The sequence below is a fragment of the Chitinophaga polysaccharea genome (assembly GCF_007829335.1).
Lineage (GTDB): Bacteria > Bacteroidota > Bacteroidia > Chitinophagales > Chitinophagaceae > Chitinophaga > Chitinophaga polysaccharea_B.
In genome coordinates, this window is record NZ_VIWO01000001.1 from 634,733 (window position 1) to 653,673 (window position 18,941).

The following is an 18,941-nucleotide window of genomic DNA, read 5'->3' on the forward strand; positions in this document are numbered from 1 at the left end:
TTAGATTTTTAGGATGATAATCTAGTCTAGCGTGCACCTTTATATTTCGCGATAATATCTGCAAAAAATTGTTTGGCTTCCTCTTCAGAAGGTTGTTTCACCGGCCGTATGATCCTGAAACCCACAAAAGGCGCATCGGCATTCCACCAGGAGCTTTTAGGGATCTGGGGATCACGGCGGTTCCATATCGGATCTGATTTCAACCGGGCAGCGCTACGCAGCAATACCGCATCGTCCTGGTAGCTACCTCCTTTCAGCAAACGAGGCGTTTTAGCCGTGGGTACCGTCCAGGGATCTTTGTCCTTAGCATTGGCCACCCCATTTTCGTCATATTGATCCAGTGTCCACTCTTCTACGTTACCAAGCATATCGTATAAGCCCCATGCGTTGGGTTTCAGCTGTGCTACCTTGTGGTATTTCTGTTCGCTATTGCCGCTAAACCAGGCATAGTCTTTCAGTTGAGCGGCATCAGCACCGAAAGGATACGCTGTATTGGCGCCAGCCCTGCAGGCATATTCCCATTCAGCTGCTGTGGGCAGTCGATAAAATACGCCGGTTTTAGTGTACAACCATTGGCAATACATCAGGGCGCCATACTGGCTCATGCTGTTGGCCGGGAAACCGCCAGCTTTACCCATTCCCAGAGTAAGATCAATATATGGAGGGCTGGGGCGGGTCATGCCATCGGGTATGGGTGTTTTATCTTTTTCTGCATCTGCGTATACATCATATTCGTCGAAAGTGACTTCTGTAGCACCCATCCAGAAATCGGAAACCTGAACCGTTTTTGCAGGTCCTTCATCATTCTTCCTGCCTTTTTCACTGGCCGGACTACCCAGGGCAAAGCTGCCGCCTTTAATGGGTACCATCTTAAAACTGACATCGGTTCCTGGAATCTGTTGGCTGTATGGTTCAAATGCCGTTTTGGTTTGTGCGATAACAACCTGGCTGAGCAGTCCGCTCAGCAGTAAGGTCACATGCGATTTAGTCATCTATAGCTTGATTGAGAATATGAGGAGTGAATTTAAAAAAAACTAATCTGGAATGCAATCTTTTTTGATGAATGCGGGAAATGGCTGATGAATTGAAATTTTTTCACAGATATTAGCATTTCCTTATAAAACCTATTAAATTTAGCTTCCGGAGAATAAAATTCAACGTTATGGAAAGAAGACAATTTCTGCAAAACGGTACCCTGGCGGGCATTTCCGCTCTCGCATTAGGCGGCCTTACCAATGCCGCGCAAGCGGCTACCGGGCACCATCCCCAAGCGGCTGCAGGCAAGACATTCAATATGAATTACGCCCCGCATGATGGCATGTTTAAAAACAGCGCTAAAAGCGATGATTTTCTTGACCAGATAAAATTCATGTACGATCAGGGCTTCCGGGCTATCGAAGATAATGGAATGCTGGGGCGCCCCGCTGCTGAACAAGCTAAAATAGGCGATTTGCTGGCCAAGCTCGGTATGCAGATGGGCGTTTTTGTAGTGGATACCGGCAACAACTGGAAAACTTCGCTGACCACCGGTAAGCAGGAATTCAAAGATGCTTTTATAAAAACCTGTAAAGACAGCGTAGAAACAGCCAAACGCTGCAACGCCAAATGGGCTACCGTGGTTCCCGGCTACTTCGAGCGCAATCTGCCTATGGGTATACAAACTGCTCATGTTGTAGATGCACTCCGCGCCGGAGCTGAAATATTTGAACCACATGGATTAGTAATGGTACTGGAACCATTGAGCGATAATGCAGACCTGTTTCTGCGTACCGCCGAACAAACTTTTGAAATATGTAAAGCAGTAAAAAGTCCTTCCTGTAAAATCTTATATGATCTCTACCATATGCAACGCAATACCGGCAACCTGATTCCTGTAATGGATATGTGCTGGGACGAGATTGCCTATATACAGATCGGCGACAACCCGGGTCGTAAAGAACCCGGCACCGGTGAAGTGAACTATAAAAACATCTTCAAACACCTACATCAAAAAGGATATAAAGGAGTATTAGGAATGGAGCACGGTATGGCCGGGAAAAGCACTGACGGCGAATCCGCTCTGATTAAAGCTTATAGAGACGCTGACAACTTCCTGTAACAACAATACACAAAGCTATTGTAGAGATTGATCTTAGCGAATGTTAACAAATCGCTTTATCAATCTCCACAATGGCTTTTTTCTTTCTGCTTTCCGCTTTCTGCTTTTTTCGGTAACTTAACTAGTAAATCAATCTGCTATGGGTTTCTTAATCCGCATACTAGTTAGTGCCTTAGCCGCCATGTTAACCGCTTACCTGCTAAAACCGGCAGTAAAAGTAGATGACTTTATTACTGCACTGATACTCGCACTGGTCTTAGCTATATTAAATGCTTTGGTAAGACCACTATTGGTGATCCTTACTTTTCCTGTTACCATTCTTACGCTGGGGCTTTTCCTGTTTGTAATCAATGCGCTCATTATTTTGCTGGCCGCCAAGCTGGTCCCTGGATTTAAGGTAGACGGCTTTTGGTGGGCACTCCTCTTCAGTATTATCATGACCATCATTAATAGTATCCTGATCAATATTGCCGGTGGCAACCAGGATTAATTCCGCCTTTTATCGCCTGTAAAAACGTTGGTTATATGCATTTTGACCGGTCAAACCTGAGCGATGCACAATTGATATCGTTCTACAAAGCCTTGGTTTTTCCTCGTCTGATAGAGGAAAAGATGTTGTTGTTACTACGGCAGGGAAAAATCAGCAAGTGGTTTTCCGGCATCGGACAGGAGGCCATTGCTGTGGGCGCCACCCTGGCGCTGGAACCAGACGAATGGATATTACCGCTGCACCGCAATCTTGGCGTATTTACCACCCGTGAAATGCCCCTGGATAAACTCCTGCTGCAATGGCAGGGCAGCGAACATGGCTATAGTAAAGGCCGGGAGCGGTCTTTCCATTTTGGTAGCCGCGAACACCATATTTGTGGCATGATCTCACACCTCGGCCCTCAGCTATCCATCGCCGATGGCATTGCACTGGCGCATCAATTGAAAAAAGAAAAGAAAGTATCGCTGGCCTTTACCGGTGAAGGCGGCACCAGTGAAGGAGAATTCCACGAGGCATTGAATGTGGCCGCTGTATGGGGTTTGCCCGTTATCTTTCTCATAGAAAATAACGGCTATGGCTTAAGCACTCCCGTTGCCGAACAATATCATTGCAAAAACCTGGTAGACAAAGCCATCGGATATGGCATGGAGGGAGTGCAGGTAGATGGCAATAACCTGCTGGAAGTATACCAAACGATATGTACCGCCAGGGCTTATGCTATCCAGGAGCAGAAACCAGTGCTGATAGAAGCGATGACTTTTCGCATGCGCGGTCATGAAGAAGCCAGCGGCGTTAAGTACGTTCCCCCGGCCCTGTTTGAAGAATGGGCTAAAAAAGACCCTATCAGGCAATATGAAACCTTCCTCGAGGAATCGGGCCTGCTGTCGGCTTCCGACATGACCAACATCCGCGATGCCCTCCGCCAGCATATTGAAACGGATGTAGCCAAGGGACTGGCAGATACTCCCATCCTGGCAGACACCGGGAAAGAACTGGCAGATGTATACGCCCCGGCGCCGGCCGTAATTTCCGCTACAGGCGCCTCTTCCGAAAAACGCTTTATCAACGCCATCACGGAAGGCCTCACCCAGGCCATGGAAACACATCCCGAGCTGATCCTGATGGGACAGGATATTGCCGAATATGGTGGCGCCTTTAAAATTACCGAGGGACTTGTAGCCCGCTTTGGCAAAGATAGGGTGCGCAATACCCCGCTCTGTGAAAGCGCTATTATCGGTACTGCGCTGGGCTTAGCCCTCGCAGGCTTCAAAAGCATGGTAGAAATGCAGTTTGCCGATTTTGTTTCCTGCGGTTTTAACCAGATTGTGAATAACCTGGCCAAAATCCACTACCGCTGGGGCCAGCCAGCCGATGTGGTGATCCGGATGCCCGCCGGTGGCGGTGTGGGCGCCGGCCCCTTCCACTCTCAAAGCAATGAAGCCTGGTTTACACATATCCCCGGCCTCAAAGTAGTGTATCCCTCCTCCCCGGAAGATGCCAAAGGCTTGCTCACCGCAGCTATTGCAGACCCCAACCCCGTCATGTACTTTGAGCACAAAGCCCTGTATCGCAGTATCAGCGGTCATGTACCGGAAAATTACTATACCATAGAGATAGGGAAAGCTTCGCTGATACAGCCGGGAGAGGATATCAGCATCATTACCTACGGCAGCGGGGTGCATTGGGCGTTGGAATATGCCGCCCTGCATCCTGAAGTATCACTGGGCATTCTTGATCTCCGGACGCTCCTGCCATTGGATTACTCCGCTATACAGGCCATGGTGGCCGCTACCGGGAAGGTGCTGGTACTCCATGAAGATACCCTTACCGGCGGCTTCGGCGCAGAAATCAGCGCCTGGATTGCCGAACACTGCTTCCACCAACTCGATGCACCGGTGATGCGTTGCGCCAGCCTCGACACTCCCATCCCTTTTGCAGGCGCACTGGAAAAAAATTTTCTCGCCAAATCAAGACTGGATCAATGTATACAGCAATTAATGACATGGTAACAGCTCCTTTGATTGGGAATTTGACCCGAATGATTTAATTTGCACCCGGAATAATATAAATCATTATACAATGCTGACGAATCTTTTAACAGTTGTACACACCACCAACTTCTACAAAGTTGGAGATAGTATTGGCCACTTCCTGGCTCCGGTAGCTATTATCGTTTTTGCTGCTATGTTTATCTACGCCTGGGTAAAGTACGCCAAGCTCTAATCACTTCGCTTTTTTACATCGCACTATAGTCAAAAAGGCTTCCCTCAACAGGAAGCCTTTTTGCATTTGTACCCGAACCGGTATAATGCCCTATCTGCTGGGGAATCATTCCTCGGGCCTTATGTGCTGGTTATAATACTGCTCGGTGTAGCGCAAGTTTTCATCATCATAGCATACCAGGATCACTTCCTCTATGTCGCTATGCTCCTCCAGGTAAGTTACAATCGTGTTCATGGCAATACTGGCGGCCAGTTCCTTCGGAAAATGATAGATCCCGGTACTGATATTAGGAAATGCGATAGTGGCAAGGTGATGCCGGGACGCCAGTTCCAGTGAATGCCGGTAACAGTTGGCCAGTAGCGTCACTTCATTTTTATCGCCTCCGTTCCAAACCGGGCCCACCGTATGTATTACATGTTTTGCCGGAAGGCGGCCTGCAGTGGTAATCACCGCATTACCTGTTTTACAGCCTCCCTGCCGCGCCACAATTGCCCTGCAATCATTCAGGATGTCAGGACCTCCGGCACGATGAATAGCCCCATCTACACCGCCCCCACCCAGTAACGATGAGTTGGCCGCGTTAACGATCGCATCTGCCTTTATCTTAGTGATATCCCCTTTTACAATACGAATCTTTCGATATGCCATAGGTTAAACAGTTCTTACATATACAAGCTTCCCGGTTTTCTTTCCACTTTCCCGGATATCAATTTCGAAATTCGGAAAACTCTTGAGCAACTGCAACAGTTTATTAAATCCATAGTTACGGGAGTCGAAGTCGGGCTTTTTCTTTAATAACAGGTTCCCCAGCTCACCCAGGTAGGCCCAGCCATCTTCATCTGCGATATCGTTGATACTGGTGGAAATCAATGTCAGCAACTGTTTGTCTGCTTTACTGATACTATTCCGCTTGGTTTTACCAGACTTAGGTTTGCCAGTATCAGTATCCGCATCTGTATCATGGTCTGCTTTCTTTGTGACCTGTAATATTTCCAGGTAAATAAACTTATCACAGGCAGCCCGGAAAGCGGTGGGCGTTTTTTGCTCACCCATTCCGTACACCCGCATACCGGCTTCCCGCAACCGGGTGGCTAGTCGGGTAAAATCGCTATCGCTCGATACCAGGCAAAAACCATCTACACGTCCAGTATATAAAATGTCCATGGCATCTATAATCATGGCGGAGTCGGTGGCATTTTTTCCGGAGGTATAGCTATATTGCTGTATGGGCGTAATGGCATATGCTAATAGTACGTTCTTCCACCCTACCACCGTGGGTTTAGTCCAGTCGCCATAAATTCTTTTGAAGGTAGGATTGCCATATTTGGCTATTTCTTCCAGCATACCTTCTATGTTGTGATACGGTATATTATCGGCATCTATCAATACTGCCAGTCGAAGGTCGTTTGATGTGTTATCCATTGTTATGCTTTTTGGGATGACGGGGAAACAAACAAATGTAAATTAAAAACGTGTTAGCTACAGCAGCACTGCAACCAACACGTCAATAATATCGCATAACATGATTATTTGAGATAAGAACGAATCATCCACGCCAGCTTGAGGTGTTTTTGCAACATCTGGGTAGCAAAATCAGCAGCTCCTTTATCATGATATTTCTCATCAAATTCATCGATTAGCCTGCGCAGGTTACGGATAATGGTTTCATGATCGTCCAGTAATTCCTGCAGCTGCTTCTTCTGATCATTGGAGTATTCAGATTCCAGTAAATTAGTGAGTTTCAACACATCGGCATAACGGCCTTCCGCGTAATGTCCAATGGAACGGATGTATTCTGCTACGTCGTCTCCATACTGTTCCAGTTCTTCGTATTGCTCTTCATAGAACTTGTGCAGTTCCATAAAGTTGCTTCCTTCAATGTTCCAGTGGGAATTACGTGTTTTCGCATAAATCAACAGTTCATCTGCGAGTACCTTATTCAATTCTAATGCAATCTTCTTTGTGTTTTCTGCTGAAACACCAATGTTTACTTTCATATCATTGAATTTTTTGGTTATTATAAATGTACGACTTTGAGAACCTTATAAATATGATGATTATCATGATTTAACAGCTGGTTAATATAAACAGGCTATCTCCTGTTTTTGTTCAGGTGTTGCAGGCCAATTACTTTGCGAAAATTGTACCATTGTTGTTAATTTTGTGCCCATGTATCAGTCTACAGGAAGAATATATAATCTGCAATTCATCCTGCTATGCCTTAGCAATGCCCTCTTCTCAGCCAGTTTCAACATGATGATTCCAGAGTTGCCGGCTTATTTAACCCGGATGGGGGGAGCAGATTACAAAGGATATATTATAGGATTATTTACATTGATGGCAGGGTTATCCCGTCCTTTTAGCGGTAAATTATCCGATACGATCGGGCGTGTGCCGGTGATGATTTTCGGGTCGCTGGTATGCGTGGTTTGTAGCCTTACTTACCCGCTGATCAGCTCTGTAGGGGCTTTCCTGTTGCTGCGTTTTTTTCATGGCTTCTCTACCGGTTTCAAGCCTACCGGTACTTCTGCCTATGTATCAGACCTGGTCCCGGTAACCCGCCGCGGCGAAGCTATGGGCATGGTTGGTTTATTCAGCACCATTGGAATGGCTATGGGCCCCGCTATTGGTGGCTATGTAGCCATGCGGTGGAATATTAATATCATGTTCCAGCTGTCGGCCCTGTTCTCCCTCTTGTCTGTAGTAATCCTGGTAGGCATGAAAGAAACCCTTGCCAACAAACAGCGATTCCGCTTGGCATTACTGAAAATTTCCGGCGATGAAATATTTGAGCCACTGGTGTGGTCTCCGGTAATTATTACCTTCCTCACCTATTTTAGTTATGGCGCTGTATTGACCGTTATTCCTGATTTTGGAGCCTACCTGGGCATTTCCAACAAAGGACTTTTCTATACTTTTTTCACCGGTAGCTCTATCGGCATACGGCTGTTAGCGGGAAAGGTATCTGACAAATATGGCCGGGTACCTGTGTTAAAGATTTCAGCGGTGCTTATGGCCATATCCATGCTCATGCTGGGCCTGGCCGGCAACAGCACCCTTCTGCTAGCAGCGGCTGTGGTATACGGTATCTCTGTGGGACTCAATGCCCCCGCCGTTACGGCATGGACAGTGGACCTGGGGCGACCGGAACACCGTGGCCGCGCACTGGCGACCATGTATATTGCCATGGAAGCCGGTATTGGCCTGGGCGCTTATTTTTCCGCATTCATCTATAGTAACCAGTCGGCTAACTTCCCACTCACCTTTTACGTAATGGCCGGCATTACCCTGGCAGCGGCGCTTTACCTGAGCTTTGGATATAAACCAGCACAGAAACAGCCCTGCTAAGGATGTTATTCCGCTCCCTCCTGCTCGTCCGCAGCGGCGGTTTCCTCCGGAAGGCTTGCCAGAGGTGCATCTTCCGGTTGTTGTAGCCTCGCGGCCATGTCTTTAGGTAATCCCTTTTTATTATCCAACCCCAGTTTACGCATTCTTTCCGCACGGCCCACCAGGTTACCGTTACCGGAAACCAGCTTATTCATGGCGCCTTCATAGGCATTCTGACTACGCTTCAGGTGTTCTCCAACAAGGCCCAGATCTTCTACAAAACCCACAAACTTATCATAGAGTGCACTTCCCTGGCGTACAATCTCCTCTGCATTCTTATTCTGTTTATCCAACCGCCACATATTATCTATTACCCGCAAGGTGGCCAGCAGGGAAGGTACACTCACCAGTATAATTCTCTTGCGGAAGGCAAAATCATATAAGTCCTCCTCCTGCTGCATAATGGCCAGCGCGTACGCCGGTTCAATGGGAATAAACAGCATCACAAAATCGGTGGTGTTCTGATATAGCGTGTGATAGGCTTTGGCGCTCAATTCCGCCACATGGTTCTTTACTGATTGCAGGTGCATCTTCAGGGCATATCGCTTTTCATCATCGTTGGTGGCGCTGCAATATTGCTCATAGGCCTTCAGCGATACCTTGGAGTCAATCACCAGCTGCCGGCTTTCCGGCAGATGCAGCACCAGGTCGGGTTTCCTCAGTTGCCCCGTTTCATCCCGTTGTGCATCCTGTGTAAAGTAATGTACCCCTTTTTCAAGACCTGAAGCTTCCAATACCCGCTCCAGGATCATCTCTCCCCAGTTGCCCTGCTTCTTGGTATCCGCTTTGAGCGCATTCGTAAGATTATTCGCTTCTTTGGAAAGGGTTTGATTCAACAGCAACAGGCGTTGCAACTCCGTCTTCAGCTGGGCACGTTGCTCCGTTTCCGATACGAGCGACTGCTGCACACTGCTCCGGAAGTTATCTATCTTTTCCGACAACGGCTTTAAGATATCTTCCATTTTCACCTTGTTCTGCTCCATGAAGTTGCCTGAAATACGCTGCAATAGCTGCTGAGCAGTATTTTCAAATTGCACCTTAAAGTCCTGCTGTACCTGCTGCATCCGCTCTTTTTCCCCTATCAGCTGCTGTTGCAGGTACTTATTCTGCTCCATTAAACGGCCCTGCTCAGACATCAGCACCGAAAATTCTTCGTTGATCCGTTCCAGTTGCTGCTGCTTTTCGGCCACCTGTCCGGTTTTATCATCCAGCAAATTTTGCAGGTACTCCTGTTTGGCATCCAGTATATGCAGCCTTTCCTGCTGAGCGGCAAAGTTTGTTTGCAACGCAGCATAGCTGGCCTGTGCGGCATCCAGTTGTTGTGCATGCGCCGCAGCCTGCGCCAGCTGTTGCTGCCTGGCGGTAAACAGTAAATACCCCAGCAGCAACACCACCATTCCCGAAATAATTGATAGTATCAGCATGATAATCTTCCCCCTTTGACAATAATAGCTTTTTTCTACGCACTGGATCTGCGTAATGGTATTTATTCAAAGTAAAAAGGGGATACAGCCATCGGCTATCTCCCCTGATATCTTAAAATAAACGATCGACTACAGGCGCTCGTACAGCTTACGCAGCCTTTCGCGGGTCATAATCTCCTTCCAGTCCTTACCCAAAGCATTTTCCCACAGTGGCGCCATTCCCAGCGATACATTGATCATCGTGTCGAACTGCTCATCTGTTAAGCCTTTGGTAATACCCTGCGGGATCGTAATATTGTGCTTTTTCACCATTTCCTTAAACTTAACCACACCTTCCGGGTAAAACTCTTCCAGCTTGTCAAACACAATACAGTTACCGATACCATGCTTGGTACCCAGCAAGTAAGCCAAACCATAGCTAACGGCATGCGCTACTCCCACCTGGGAGTAAGCAATGCTCATTCCGCCGGCATAGGAGGCCATCATCAGCTTCTCATCTGCATCATCGTCCCACTTTTCCTTTTGCAGGAAAATTTCTTCACACAGCTCCTGCGCTTTTTCACCATACGATTGACTGAAAGCGTTCAGGTAGGTACCTGTCAGCGACTCCACACAGTGAATAAAGCAGTCCATCGCCGTATAAAAACGCTGGTTAGGTTCTACGGTTTTAGTTAAAGCAGGGTCCAGTACAATCTGGTCAAAAGGCGTAAAATCAGAGTTCATACCCAGTTTACGGGTAGGTCCTGTCAATACGCAGGTACGGCTTACCTCAGCACCAGTACCGGAAATAGTAGGTATACCCACTTTATATACCCCGGCAACCTTTACCAGGTCCCAGCCCTGGTAATCTGCTGAAGACCCTGGGTTAGTCATCATCAGCGATACCGCCTTAGCCATATCCATCACAGATCCGCCACCAATACCAATAATACCGGATACGGTACCAAATTCCGCTTTCAGCTCATCCCGGATCTTATCAACCGTTTTGGTTTTAGGTTCATCCGTTACATCAATCACCACAATTTTGTCCTTACCCTGCAACGGAATGCGAGACAAAAATTCTTGCTTATCCTGGAAATACTCATCCACGAAAAATATCATGGGAGCATCACCTACACGCCTGGGGGCCAGTATTTCACCCAGCTGATCAAAACATCCGCTGCCGTAAACTACGTAGTCCACCATCTTAAAATTCCTGAATTTCATATATCCCTGTTAGTTAGATGTTATAAAAGTTTTGCCGCCTTGTCAAGATCTTCGGGGGTATCAATTTCTACTCCCATGTAAGAAGTAACCACCATTTTCATGGAGATACCATTTTCCAGGTAACGCAGGCATTCTATTTTTTCGGCTGCTTCCAGCGGCGTTACCGGCATTTGGGTAAAGTCCAGCAACATTTGCTTACGGAAGGCATAAATACCGATATGCTCGTAGTATACCGATTGAATATCCTTATTTCTCGGGTACGGAATCACGGAACGTGAAAAGAACAATGCATTGAAATTCTTGTCGACCGCCACTTTCACGTAATTGGGATCTTCGATGGACACGGGATCTTTCAACACCTGCATCAACGATGCTACCTGTACCTGCTTGCCGGCTTCTCCTTCAAATACCTGCAACAGCTTTTCCAGGGGCTCCCGCTGCGTAAAGGGCTCATCGCCCTGTACATTCACTACAATATCCACCTCCATGTCTACCACGGCCTCGGCTATACGATCGGTACCACATTCATGTTCCTTCTTACTCATCACGGCTTTACCACCATTGCTCACAATCTCCTGGTAGATGATATCACTATCTGTAACTACCATTACATCGTCAAACACCCCGGTGTTTATAGTGGATTCGTAGGTACGTAAAATAACTGACTTCCCTCCCAATTTCGCCATCATCTTTCCGGGGAAACGGGTAGCGCCATAACGGGCAGGTATCAACGCAATTTTTTTCATGCATTCTGTTTTTGTTCACGCCAGGCAGCCAGGCATCAAAAGTAATCGCTTAGCGGCTTTGTTGCTTATGCAGCTTTGCGTGCCGACTTATAACGCGCTTTTTACAGCATTCACCAGCTTTTCTGCTCTTTCCTGGATTTCTGCATCGCTCCAGCTCAGGTTGATAGGCGTGGAAATATTTCTGCCAATAATAGCATCTGACGCAGGGAATTCTTTTGTTTTATACACTTCCATGGCCTGTTTCAGTCCGGCTGCAAATGGTGTCAACACCGCGCCTTGTTTGAAATGCTGCCATTGACGGATGTAGTGCCAGTTATTATCATAGTAATGGAAAGCTGCCAGCCCCGCTGCTTTCATGGCTGCCGCCGCTTTAGCCGCCTGGGCGGTTTCGGGCAGGAAGAAAGACAGGAAGGTGGCGCTATCGCCGGCTTCATCAGGTAAACGGCGGAAGGTAACGCCCGGTACGGTTGACAGGGCATCCTTAAATATTTTCTTGGTTTTACGCTGGATCGCCAGGAAGGTATCCAGTTTGCGAACCTGTGCCAGTCCCACTGCTGCATGCAGTTCCGAAATGCGGTAGTTGTAGCCGATAAACGGGTGCAGATCAGCACCACGGTCTACGCCCAGGTGATCGTGACCATGGTCCGTATAACCGTCACATTTAGTATATACGTCTTTATTATTCGTGATAATAGCTCCCCCTTCTGCACAGGTAATGGTTTTTACGAAGTCGAAAGAGAAGGTACCGGCATCCCCGATAGAGCCCAGGGCTTTGCCTTTATAGGTAGCGCCGAAAGACTGACAGGCATCTTCCAGCAACAACAGGTTATGCTTGTTGCAAATGGCTTGCAGGGCATCCAGGTCGGCCATAGCACCGCACATATGCACCGGCATCACCGCCTTGGTACGCGGGGTAATGGCAGCTTCCACCGCCTTCGGGTCCAGGGTCAGGGTATCATCCACATCTACCAGTACCGGGGTAGCTCCAACGGAAAATACCGATTCAAAACTGGCCACAAAGGTAAAAGTGGGCATAATGATTTCATCTCCGGCACCCAATCCCAGGGCCGCCATAGCAGTGGTCAACGCAGCGGTTCCGCTGGAAGCCAACTGGGTATACTGTACATTCAGTTTATCGCAAATCGCCTGTTCCAGCTCTTTTGCTTTCCAGATGCCTTTACGCGGACCGTCAAATCCGTAACGCATCATAATACCGGTTTCCAGTACATCGTTTACTTCTTTCCTTTCCTCGGCTCCAAATAGTTCATATCCGGGCATAAACTGTTGATTTTAAAATATAATTGAAAGAGATGTTTAAAAATAGTGCTGCAAAGTTACTATAATCAATGTTGCGTTACATCGGAAAAACTGTTTATCTTTTGCTAAAAAATTAATATGCGTTTTCTACTGTTCCTTACTCTCTTGGGTGGTCTTACCTGCTCCTCCTTACAGCCGGCCAATGCCCAGCAGCACGATCAGCAGCAAATTACGGCCCTGATGACGGCACAAACAACAGCCTGGAATAAAGGAGATATAGATGGCTTTATGCAAACTTACTGGCATTCCGATTCCCTGCTCTTCATTGGTAAAAATGGGGTTACTTATGGCTGGCAGGCCACGCTGGACCGATATAAAAAGACCTATCCGGATGTAACGGCTATGGGTAAACTGGATTTTAAGCTGCTGGAATTCAAGCCCCTGGCAGCGGATGTATACCTGTTGATTGGCCAGTGGCACCTACAGCGAACCATAGGCGATCTGCAGGGACATTTCAGCCTGGTATTGAAGAAAATAAAAGGCCAGTGGAAAATTATTGCCGACCATAGCAGCTAAAAAAAACCATCCCAGGAATAGGATGGCCGCTATACACCACAACATTAAAAAGTAATAGCTTTCTTATTAACTAAAATAGACCGTTAATGCTTTGATTGGCTGTTGCTATCATTATCCCTGACGACTTTATTCTCTTTCTCCGGGCCTTCGGATAAGTTGCCATGCAGGGGATTCCTGGTATGCGTGCCTTTGTCCTGGCTGAGTATATCTACCGGCTTCTTCAGCTTATCCTCGTGTTGACCAGGTGTTTTCTTCTTTTTCATAATATCACTTTTGGAGATGAAAAATAAGTGGCACATGAAAAGATGAACAAACTTTGTTCCATGCCCTCGGAAGGCATCTGCAGGCAAACTGAGGGGCAGCACCTGGGGTATCTCTTCCCCAAATACCTGATTCAGAATGAGAAAGAAATACAACACTTACTGTTGTAGACATATAACAGTTCTGATTAACATTAGATTTACAAAAACTATCATCCATTTCTCATATCTACCCCTTATCTTCGTATCGTTGAATGTTTTTTTAACCCATAACCTCTGAGCAACCACGAGTAGTTTTAATCAGTTCCTTCCTAAGAACCTCTATTTAGTTTTAATCTAATTCCTGTTTAGAACCCGGTATCTATTTACTCTAACTTATTGCTGGTTATGTCCGGGAAATTTGTCCGCGTTGCCACCGCATGGATGGCCATTATTTTTTATTGCAGTTGCTCCAAAACTTCAGGGTTGACCCTGAAAGAACCTGAAAAAGCGTCACAGGCAGATACGTCTATTGTGCCGGAAAACAAACTTGACCGCAGTGCCCTGCTGGTACTGGTCAATGGCTTACGTACCCATGGCTGTAAATGCGGCACGGATGTAATGCCTCCCGTAGGAGCGGTTGTCTGGAATGGCTTGCTGGAAAAAGCGGCATTCGACCACAGTAAAGACATGGCGGTCAATAAATATTTTGACCACAACGGCCTCAATGGCTCTACCCCGGGTACCCGGCTGGATGCCGCCGGTTATCACTGGAATTATTATGGAGAAAATATTGCAGCCGGCAATATGGATGAACAAGCCGTTGTATTGGGCTGGCTGAATAGCCCCAAGCATTGCCATAACATGATGGACCCGGTATTTTCAGAAATGGGAGTAGGCTATTATAGTGGTAACTGGACCATGGAGCTGGGCAAACGAAATGGAGTCCAGTAATCAGGGCGCATCCATCTTTTTGCGCCACATCCGCCAGGCAAAATAAATAAAGGCAGCCAGCGAGAGTACAAACCAGGAATAGAAAAAGAACATCCGCCCTGGTGTAGAAGCTTCCGGCTCGGCAAAACCAAGATACAGCCCCAGGAACACATTGATCAGCATCCAGAAAAGACCAATGAAAATGGTACGCATGATCTTTATCAGGAAGTGAAACAAGTCGTAGTCCAGCTGGTTGGGATCCCGTTCAGGGGTTTCCGGTACTTCCGGATCTTCTGTTTCTTCTGCCATAATTATTTATATCTACATGACTAAGGTATGCAGAGTTTTGCTAGGTCTGTGCTATCTCCTTTAAATACATTAAAGTCTACTGTTGTACGGATCCCGTTTACCCGGCCTATGTCACTGTGTTGCCAAAACAACCAGGCCCTGTCCGACCGGGGACGTTCTTTCTGATAATAGTGGGCAAGCCACAGGGGATAGCGGTCAAATTCAGTGCCCAGGTAGGTTTCATAAAAATGAATATTAGTATAAATAATAGGCTTTACTTTATATACTTTCTCCATTTCTTCCAGCCAGATCTTCGCAGTACTACGAATTACCGCTGCCGGCTGGTTATTACTGGTTTCAATATCCAGCACCGGTGGCAGGTCGCCCGATTGAAGGTCGGCTACATTGTGAAAATTGATCGCTTGTTTTAAGGGGTCGCGGGTGGCATAAAAAAAGTGATAGGCCCCCCTTACCAGCCCAGCTTTCCCTGCTTTCTCCCAATTTTGATGAAACGATGCATCCTGCCGGGTAATGCCTTCCGTAGCCTTAATAAAGGCAAAGGATATACGAACTTTCTTTACCTGCATCTGCTTAACGGCCAACCAGTTGATGTCTTTCTGGAACTTGGATACGTCTATGCCGTGTATTTGATAGTTCTCGGGAATATCAATGCCAAATTCCTCATACCGTACAAAGGTGATTCGGTTTTCACGCTGATGCCACCATATATAAGCTGCTACGGCCGCTATCACTACTATCGCCGGGAATATTCTGATCAATATGCGTTTCACTTTGCTTCGGTTAGTTGCAGGGTAATTGGGTAAGGGCCTTGTCATAAATTATTGGCGTCCTTATTTTTTACAGCAAGTATAGGCTATAATTTGTTTAAAGGCGCTACTTTTACAACGGTCAAGTGAATTTTTATGCCCGATTTTAACCTGAAGGATACCCTCAATCTGTTTTCTAAATTCACGCTGCGCCGCGGTTTGAATGCTGGCAAGGTGCTGGGAAGTTATTTTGTAAGTAAGTGGACAGGCAAGCCCGTTCAATGGGGATATCCTATTTCCATGTCCTTTGAACCGACTACTTCCTGTAACCTCCGCTGCCCGGAATGCCCCAGCGGCCTCAGGGCCTTTACCCGCCCAACCGGCATGCTGGAACAGGATTTCTTCAGGAAAACAATCGATGAAATTTCAAAAGAACTTTTATACCTGATTTTTTATTTCCAGGGAGAACCTTACCTGAACCCGGGGTTCCTGGACATGGTAAAATATGCTTCTTCTAAAGGCATTTATACCGCCACGTCTACCAATGCCCACTACCTCACCGATGCCAATGCAAAGAAAACGGTAGAAAGTGGTCTCGACAGGTTAATCATCTCCATAGATGGTACTACCCAGGATGTATATACGCAGTACCGTGTAGGAGGCCACCTGGATAAGGTAATCCAGGGCGCCAAAAACATTGTAAAATGGAAAAAAGAGCTAAATTCATCTAAGCCTTTTGTCTTTTTCCAGTTCCTGGTAGTAAAGCCCAATGAACACCAGATTGAAGATATTAAGCGGCTGGCAAAGGAAATTGGCATAGACCAGGTGAGATTTAAAACCGCCCAGGTATACGACTATGAAGAAGGCAACCGCCTCATTCCTACTATTGATAAATACTCCCGCTACCACCGCAATGAAGACGGCACCTATGCTATTAAAAATAAACTGAGCAATCATTGCTGGCGCCTCTGGCATTCACCCGTGGTTACCTGGGATGGCCTTGTAGTACCCTGCTGCTTCGATAAAGATGCGCAACACCGCCTCGGCAACCTGAAAAAAGAATCCTTCAAAGCCCTCTGGCATAATAAAGAGTATATCCGTTTCCGTAGCCAGATCCTCGAAACCCGCAAAAACATAGATATCTGCGCCAACTGTAGCGAAGGCACCAAAGTTTGGGGATAATATCCCGCATTTTAAAATTTTTTCTTGCTGATTATCAGCCAATTACTACGTTTATCGTTTACAAACTACAAAAATAGTTTTTAAACTACAAAAATAGTATTAGCTTGGTGATATGAAAAAGCTATCACGTAAAGAAGAAGAGTTGATGCAGGTAATATGGGACCTGGAGAAAGCCTTTGTAAAAGATGCTATCGAACACCTCCCAGATCCCAAACCGCACTACAATACCATCGCTACCCTCATGAAGCGACTGGAAGAAAAGGGATATCTCGCCCACACCGAATACGGTGGCTCATATGAGTACTATCCCATTATAGGTAAGGAAAACTATAAGCAAACCTTTATGAAAAAGGTACTCAACACTTTTTTTGATAACTCCTACTTCAATATGCTGGCCTATTTCGCCAAAGAAGAGAAAATCAGCCCGGAAGAAATGAAAGAGCTGGTAAAAATGATTGAGAAAGATAAAAAATAACGTGTATGCCTACCCTGTTTTTATATCTCCTGCAAGCATCAGGTGCCATAGCTCTTTTCTATCTCCTTTATATTTCCTGTTTCAGGAGGGAAACCTTTTACCGTTATAACAGGATATTATTGCTCAGCACATTTGTTTTTTCCGCCCTGCTCCCGCTGCTACCGGTACCGGCCATGCATTGGAGCAAAGTAGTTACTCCCGAACCGGGCAATGCACAGGTATATTTTGCGGATCACCTGCATAACGCCTCTGCACAAACGGCCATTGTTACCGTTACGCACTGGTGGGATCCCTTGCTGGCACACGGCACCACTATGCTGTTGGCAATATACGCAGCAGTTGCCCTTTCCCTGGCTATCATACACGGACTCCAATTATTGAAAATCAATCGCTTAGCCAAATTCGGAGATGTATATTACCGTAATCGCATCCGGTATGTACATATCGAAAAACTCGCTGCGCCCTTTTCATTCCTGAACACCATTTTCATTGATCATAACGCATACGAGCATACGGAGTTTAAACATATCCTGCAACATGAGGAGGCCCATGTAAAACAATACCACTCAGTAGATATGCTGCTATCGGCCTTCTACTGCTGCCTGTTCTGGATTAATCCGTTTGCCTGGTTGTGTAAGAAAGCATTGCAACTGAATCTTGAGTTCCTTGCCGACGATGCCGTAGTTACCAGCTCTCTTGCTCCGGTAGACTACCAGTACAGCTTATTGCGGCTCGGTACTCCCCGCACGCCAGTGGCCATTGTCAGCCATTTCAGCAAGTCATTCATTAAAAACAGAATACTTATGATGAACAAAACACAATCACCCCGGTTACGCACCTGGCGGTACCTGTTACTATTGCCGGTACTGGCACTGACAGCTGGCCTTTTGTCCGCGACCACACTATCTTCAAAAAATGACGTGGCAACGAATAAATACGTGGCAATAAAAAATGGAATAACGTATGTGGTGGTCACCCCACTCACTTCTGATGATGATCTGGCCGGCATAAAAAACACCCTGGAAGCAAAGGGAATGACAGTTACCCTTAATAAGCTGAAACGTAATAGCGACGGGAAAATTTCTGTCATTGATATAAACGTAAAAGATCGCTTTGGCTCTCTCAGTGAAAGATCAGACGATAATCCCATACATACCTTTTTCCTTTGTTTCAATGAAAAGGAGATCAGTGTAGGACCTTACCCCCCAAAAAACTGTCCCCAAAACCTCCTTGAAGTGGCGGAAAAGGAAAGTGATGGTCAGTTGAAAGGTTTCACTTCAGACACGACTTATGTCAGTCGCTTCCCGGGTGGAAAAGACGCCTATAGAAAATTCCTGGCAAAGAATATACGCTATCCCAAAGTATGCCGCGACAACAATATTGTAGGGCTGGTAACCAGCCAATACAAGATTCAGCCGGATGGCAAGGTAACAAATGTAGAAGTACTCATGAGTCCCAGCCCCGCAATGGGAGAAGAAATTAAACGGGTATTAGGGACACTGCCCGACTTTAACCCGGCGAAAAACAAAAATGTAATCACCGTTACTACTAGTATAGCTTTTAATTTACAGGGAGACACCCCGGAGAAGTCAAAAAATGTATCTCATCTTGAGGAGGCAGACATTGTGGTAATAGGCTATAAATAATCTG

Annotated in this window: 21 protein-coding genes; 10 read left to right on the forward strand and 11 right to left on the reverse strand. The window is 46.5% G+C overall.

Annotated features, from left to right (window positions below):
• Positions 1-26: 26 nt before the first annotated feature.
• Positions 27-992, reverse strand: coding sequence for a formylglycine-generating enzyme family protein (locus tag FHW36_RS02685; protein WP_145661827.1), 966 nt, complete (start codon positions 990-992; stop codon positions 27-29).
• A 170-nt stretch (positions 993-1,162) separates the two neighbouring features.
• Here FHW36_RS02685 and FHW36_RS02690 point away from each other — a divergent pair, with 170 nt between their 5' ends.
• From FHW36_RS02690 to FHW36_RS30395, 4 genes are all read left to right on the forward strand, one after another.
• The gene (locus FHW36_RS02690; protein ID WP_145661830.1) at positions 1,163-2,098 is read left to right on the forward strand and encodes a hydroxypyruvate isomerase family protein; all 936 of its coding nucleotides are present in this window, start codon (positions 1,163-1,165) and stop codon (positions 2,096-2,098) included.
• A 139-nt stretch (positions 2,099-2,237) separates the two neighbouring features.
• A complete protein-coding gene (locus FHW36_RS02695; RefSeq protein ID WP_145661832.1) occupies positions 2,238-2,588 on the forward strand; it encodes a phage holin family protein in 351 nt (116 codons plus the stop codon).
• Positions 2,589-2,623: 35 nt separating this feature from the next.
• Positions 2,624-4,597: an alpha-ketoacid dehydrogenase subunit alpha/beta gene (locus FHW36_RS02700; protein ID WP_145661834.1), complete on the forward strand. Its 1,974-nt coding sequence runs from the start codon at positions 2,624-2,626 to the stop codon at positions 4,595-4,597.
• 70 nt (positions 4,598-4,667) lie between these two features.
• Positions 4,668-4,811, forward strand: a complete 144-nt coding sequence (locus FHW36_RS30395) for a hypothetical protein (RefSeq protein ID WP_169192743.1) — start codon at positions 4,668-4,670, stop codon at positions 4,809-4,811.
• Positions 4,812-4,916: 105 nt separating this feature from the next.
• Here FHW36_RS30395 and FHW36_RS02705 read toward each other — a convergent pair whose 3' ends face one another.
• The 3 genes from FHW36_RS02705 to FHW36_RS02715 form a co-directional block, all read right to left on the reverse strand.
• Positions 4,917-5,459, reverse strand: coding sequence for an O-acetyl-ADP-ribose deacetylase (locus FHW36_RS02705; RefSeq protein WP_145661837.1), 543 nt, complete (start codon positions 5,457-5,459; stop codon positions 4,917-4,919).
• A 3-nt stretch (positions 5,460-5,462) separates the two neighbouring features.
• Positions 5,463-6,233 (reverse strand): NYN domain-containing protein, encoded by a 771-nt coding sequence (locus tag FHW36_RS02710; protein WP_145661839.1) that lies wholly within the window; start codon positions 6,231-6,233, stop codon positions 5,463-5,465.
• Between the two features lie 104 nt (positions 6,234-6,337).
• Positions 6,338-6,808, reverse strand: a complete 471-nt coding sequence (locus FHW36_RS02715; protein WP_145661842.1) for a Dps family protein — start codon at positions 6,806-6,808, stop codon at positions 6,338-6,340.
• A 172-nt stretch (positions 6,809-6,980) separates the two neighbouring features.
• On the opposite strand from FHW36_RS02715, the gene FHW36_RS02720 reads away from it, so the two are divergent.
• Positions 6,981-8,159: an MFS transporter gene (locus tag FHW36_RS02720; protein ID WP_145661845.1), complete on the forward strand. Its 1,179-nt coding sequence runs from the start codon at positions 6,981-6,983 to the stop codon at positions 8,157-8,159.
• A 5-nt stretch (positions 8,160-8,164) separates the two neighbouring features.
• Here the strand turns inward: FHW36_RS02720 and rmuC are convergent, their stop codons facing one another.
• The 4 genes from rmuC to FHW36_RS02740 form a co-directional block, all read right to left on the reverse strand.
• The gene (gene rmuC, locus FHW36_RS02725; RefSeq protein ID WP_145661848.1) at positions 8,165-9,622 is read right to left on the reverse strand and encodes a DNA recombination protein RmuC; all 1,458 of its coding nucleotides are present in this window, start codon (positions 9,620-9,622) and stop codon (positions 8,165-8,167) included.
• Between the two features lie 129 nt (positions 9,623-9,751).
• Positions 9,752-10,828, reverse strand: a complete 1,077-nt coding sequence (locus FHW36_RS02730; protein WP_145661851.1) for an iron-containing alcohol dehydrogenase family protein — start codon at positions 10,826-10,828, stop codon at positions 9,752-9,754.
• Between the two features lie 20 nt (positions 10,829-10,848).
• Positions 10,849-11,574 (reverse strand): 3-deoxy-manno-octulosonate cytidylyltransferase, encoded by a 726-nt coding sequence (kdsB, locus tag FHW36_RS02735; protein ID WP_145661853.1) that lies wholly within the window; start codon positions 11,572-11,574, stop codon positions 10,849-10,851.
• An 87-nt stretch (positions 11,575-11,661) separates the two neighbouring features.
• Entirely contained in the window at positions 11,662-12,852 is a 1,191-nt protein-coding gene (locus tag FHW36_RS02740; RefSeq protein ID WP_145661856.1) for a DegT/DnrJ/EryC1/StrS family aminotransferase, read from the reverse strand.
• Between the two features lie 117 nt (positions 12,853-12,969).
• Between FHW36_RS02740 and FHW36_RS02745 the strand changes: the two genes are divergently transcribed.
• On the forward strand, positions 12,970-13,407 hold the full coding sequence (locus FHW36_RS02745; RefSeq protein ID WP_145661859.1) for a YybH family protein: 438 nt from the start codon (positions 12,970-12,972) through the stop codon (positions 13,405-13,407).
• 83 nt (positions 13,408-13,490) lie between these two features.
• On the opposite strand, the gene FHW36_RS02750 is transcribed toward FHW36_RS02745, so the two are convergent.
• Positions 13,491-13,670 (reverse strand): hypothetical protein, encoded by a 180-nt coding sequence (locus FHW36_RS02750; RefSeq protein ID WP_145661862.1) that lies wholly within the window; start codon positions 13,668-13,670, stop codon positions 13,491-13,493.
• A 384-nt stretch (positions 13,671-14,054) separates the two neighbouring features.
• On the opposite strand from FHW36_RS02750, the gene FHW36_RS02755 reads away from it, so the two are divergent.
• The gene (locus FHW36_RS02755) at positions 14,055-14,600 is read left to right on the forward strand and encodes a CAP domain-containing protein (protein ID WP_145661865.1); all 546 of its coding nucleotides are present in this window, start codon (positions 14,055-14,057) and stop codon (positions 14,598-14,600) included.
• On the opposite strand, the gene FHW36_RS02760 is transcribed toward FHW36_RS02755, so the two are convergent.
• A complete protein-coding gene (locus FHW36_RS02760; RefSeq protein ID WP_145661868.1) occupies positions 14,601-14,888 on the reverse strand; it encodes a hypothetical protein in 288 nt (95 codons plus the stop codon).
• A 20-nt stretch (positions 14,889-14,908) separates the two neighbouring features.
• Complete coding sequence (locus FHW36_RS02765) at positions 14,909-15,658, reverse strand: glycoside hydrolase family 25 protein (RefSeq protein WP_246121046.1); 750 nt, start codon at positions 15,656-15,658, stop codon at positions 14,909-14,911.
• A gap of 132 nt (positions 15,659-15,790) precedes the next feature.
• Here FHW36_RS02765 and FHW36_RS02770 point away from each other — a divergent pair, with 132 nt between their 5' ends.
• The 3 genes from FHW36_RS02770 (at position 15,791) to FHW36_RS02780 (ending at position 18,937) form a co-directional block, all read left to right on the forward strand.
• Positions 15,791-16,816: an SPASM domain-containing protein gene (locus FHW36_RS02770; protein WP_145661875.1), complete on the forward strand. Its 1,026-nt coding sequence runs from the start codon at positions 15,791-15,793 to the stop codon at positions 16,814-16,816.
• A 112-nt stretch (positions 16,817-16,928) separates the two neighbouring features.
• Positions 16,929-17,291 carry a BlaI/MecI/CopY family transcriptional regulator gene (locus FHW36_RS02775; protein ID WP_145661878.1) on the forward strand — a complete coding sequence of 121 codons (363 nt, stop codon included), beginning with the start codon at positions 16,929-16,931 and terminating at the stop codon, positions 17,289-17,291.
• Positions 17,292-17,296: 5 nt separating this feature from the next.
• Positions 17,297-18,937, forward strand: a complete 1,641-nt coding sequence (locus FHW36_RS02780; protein ID WP_145661881.1) for a M56 family metallopeptidase — start codon at positions 17,297-17,299, stop codon at positions 18,935-18,937.
• The last annotated feature ends 4 nt before the right edge of the window (positions 18,938-18,941 follow it).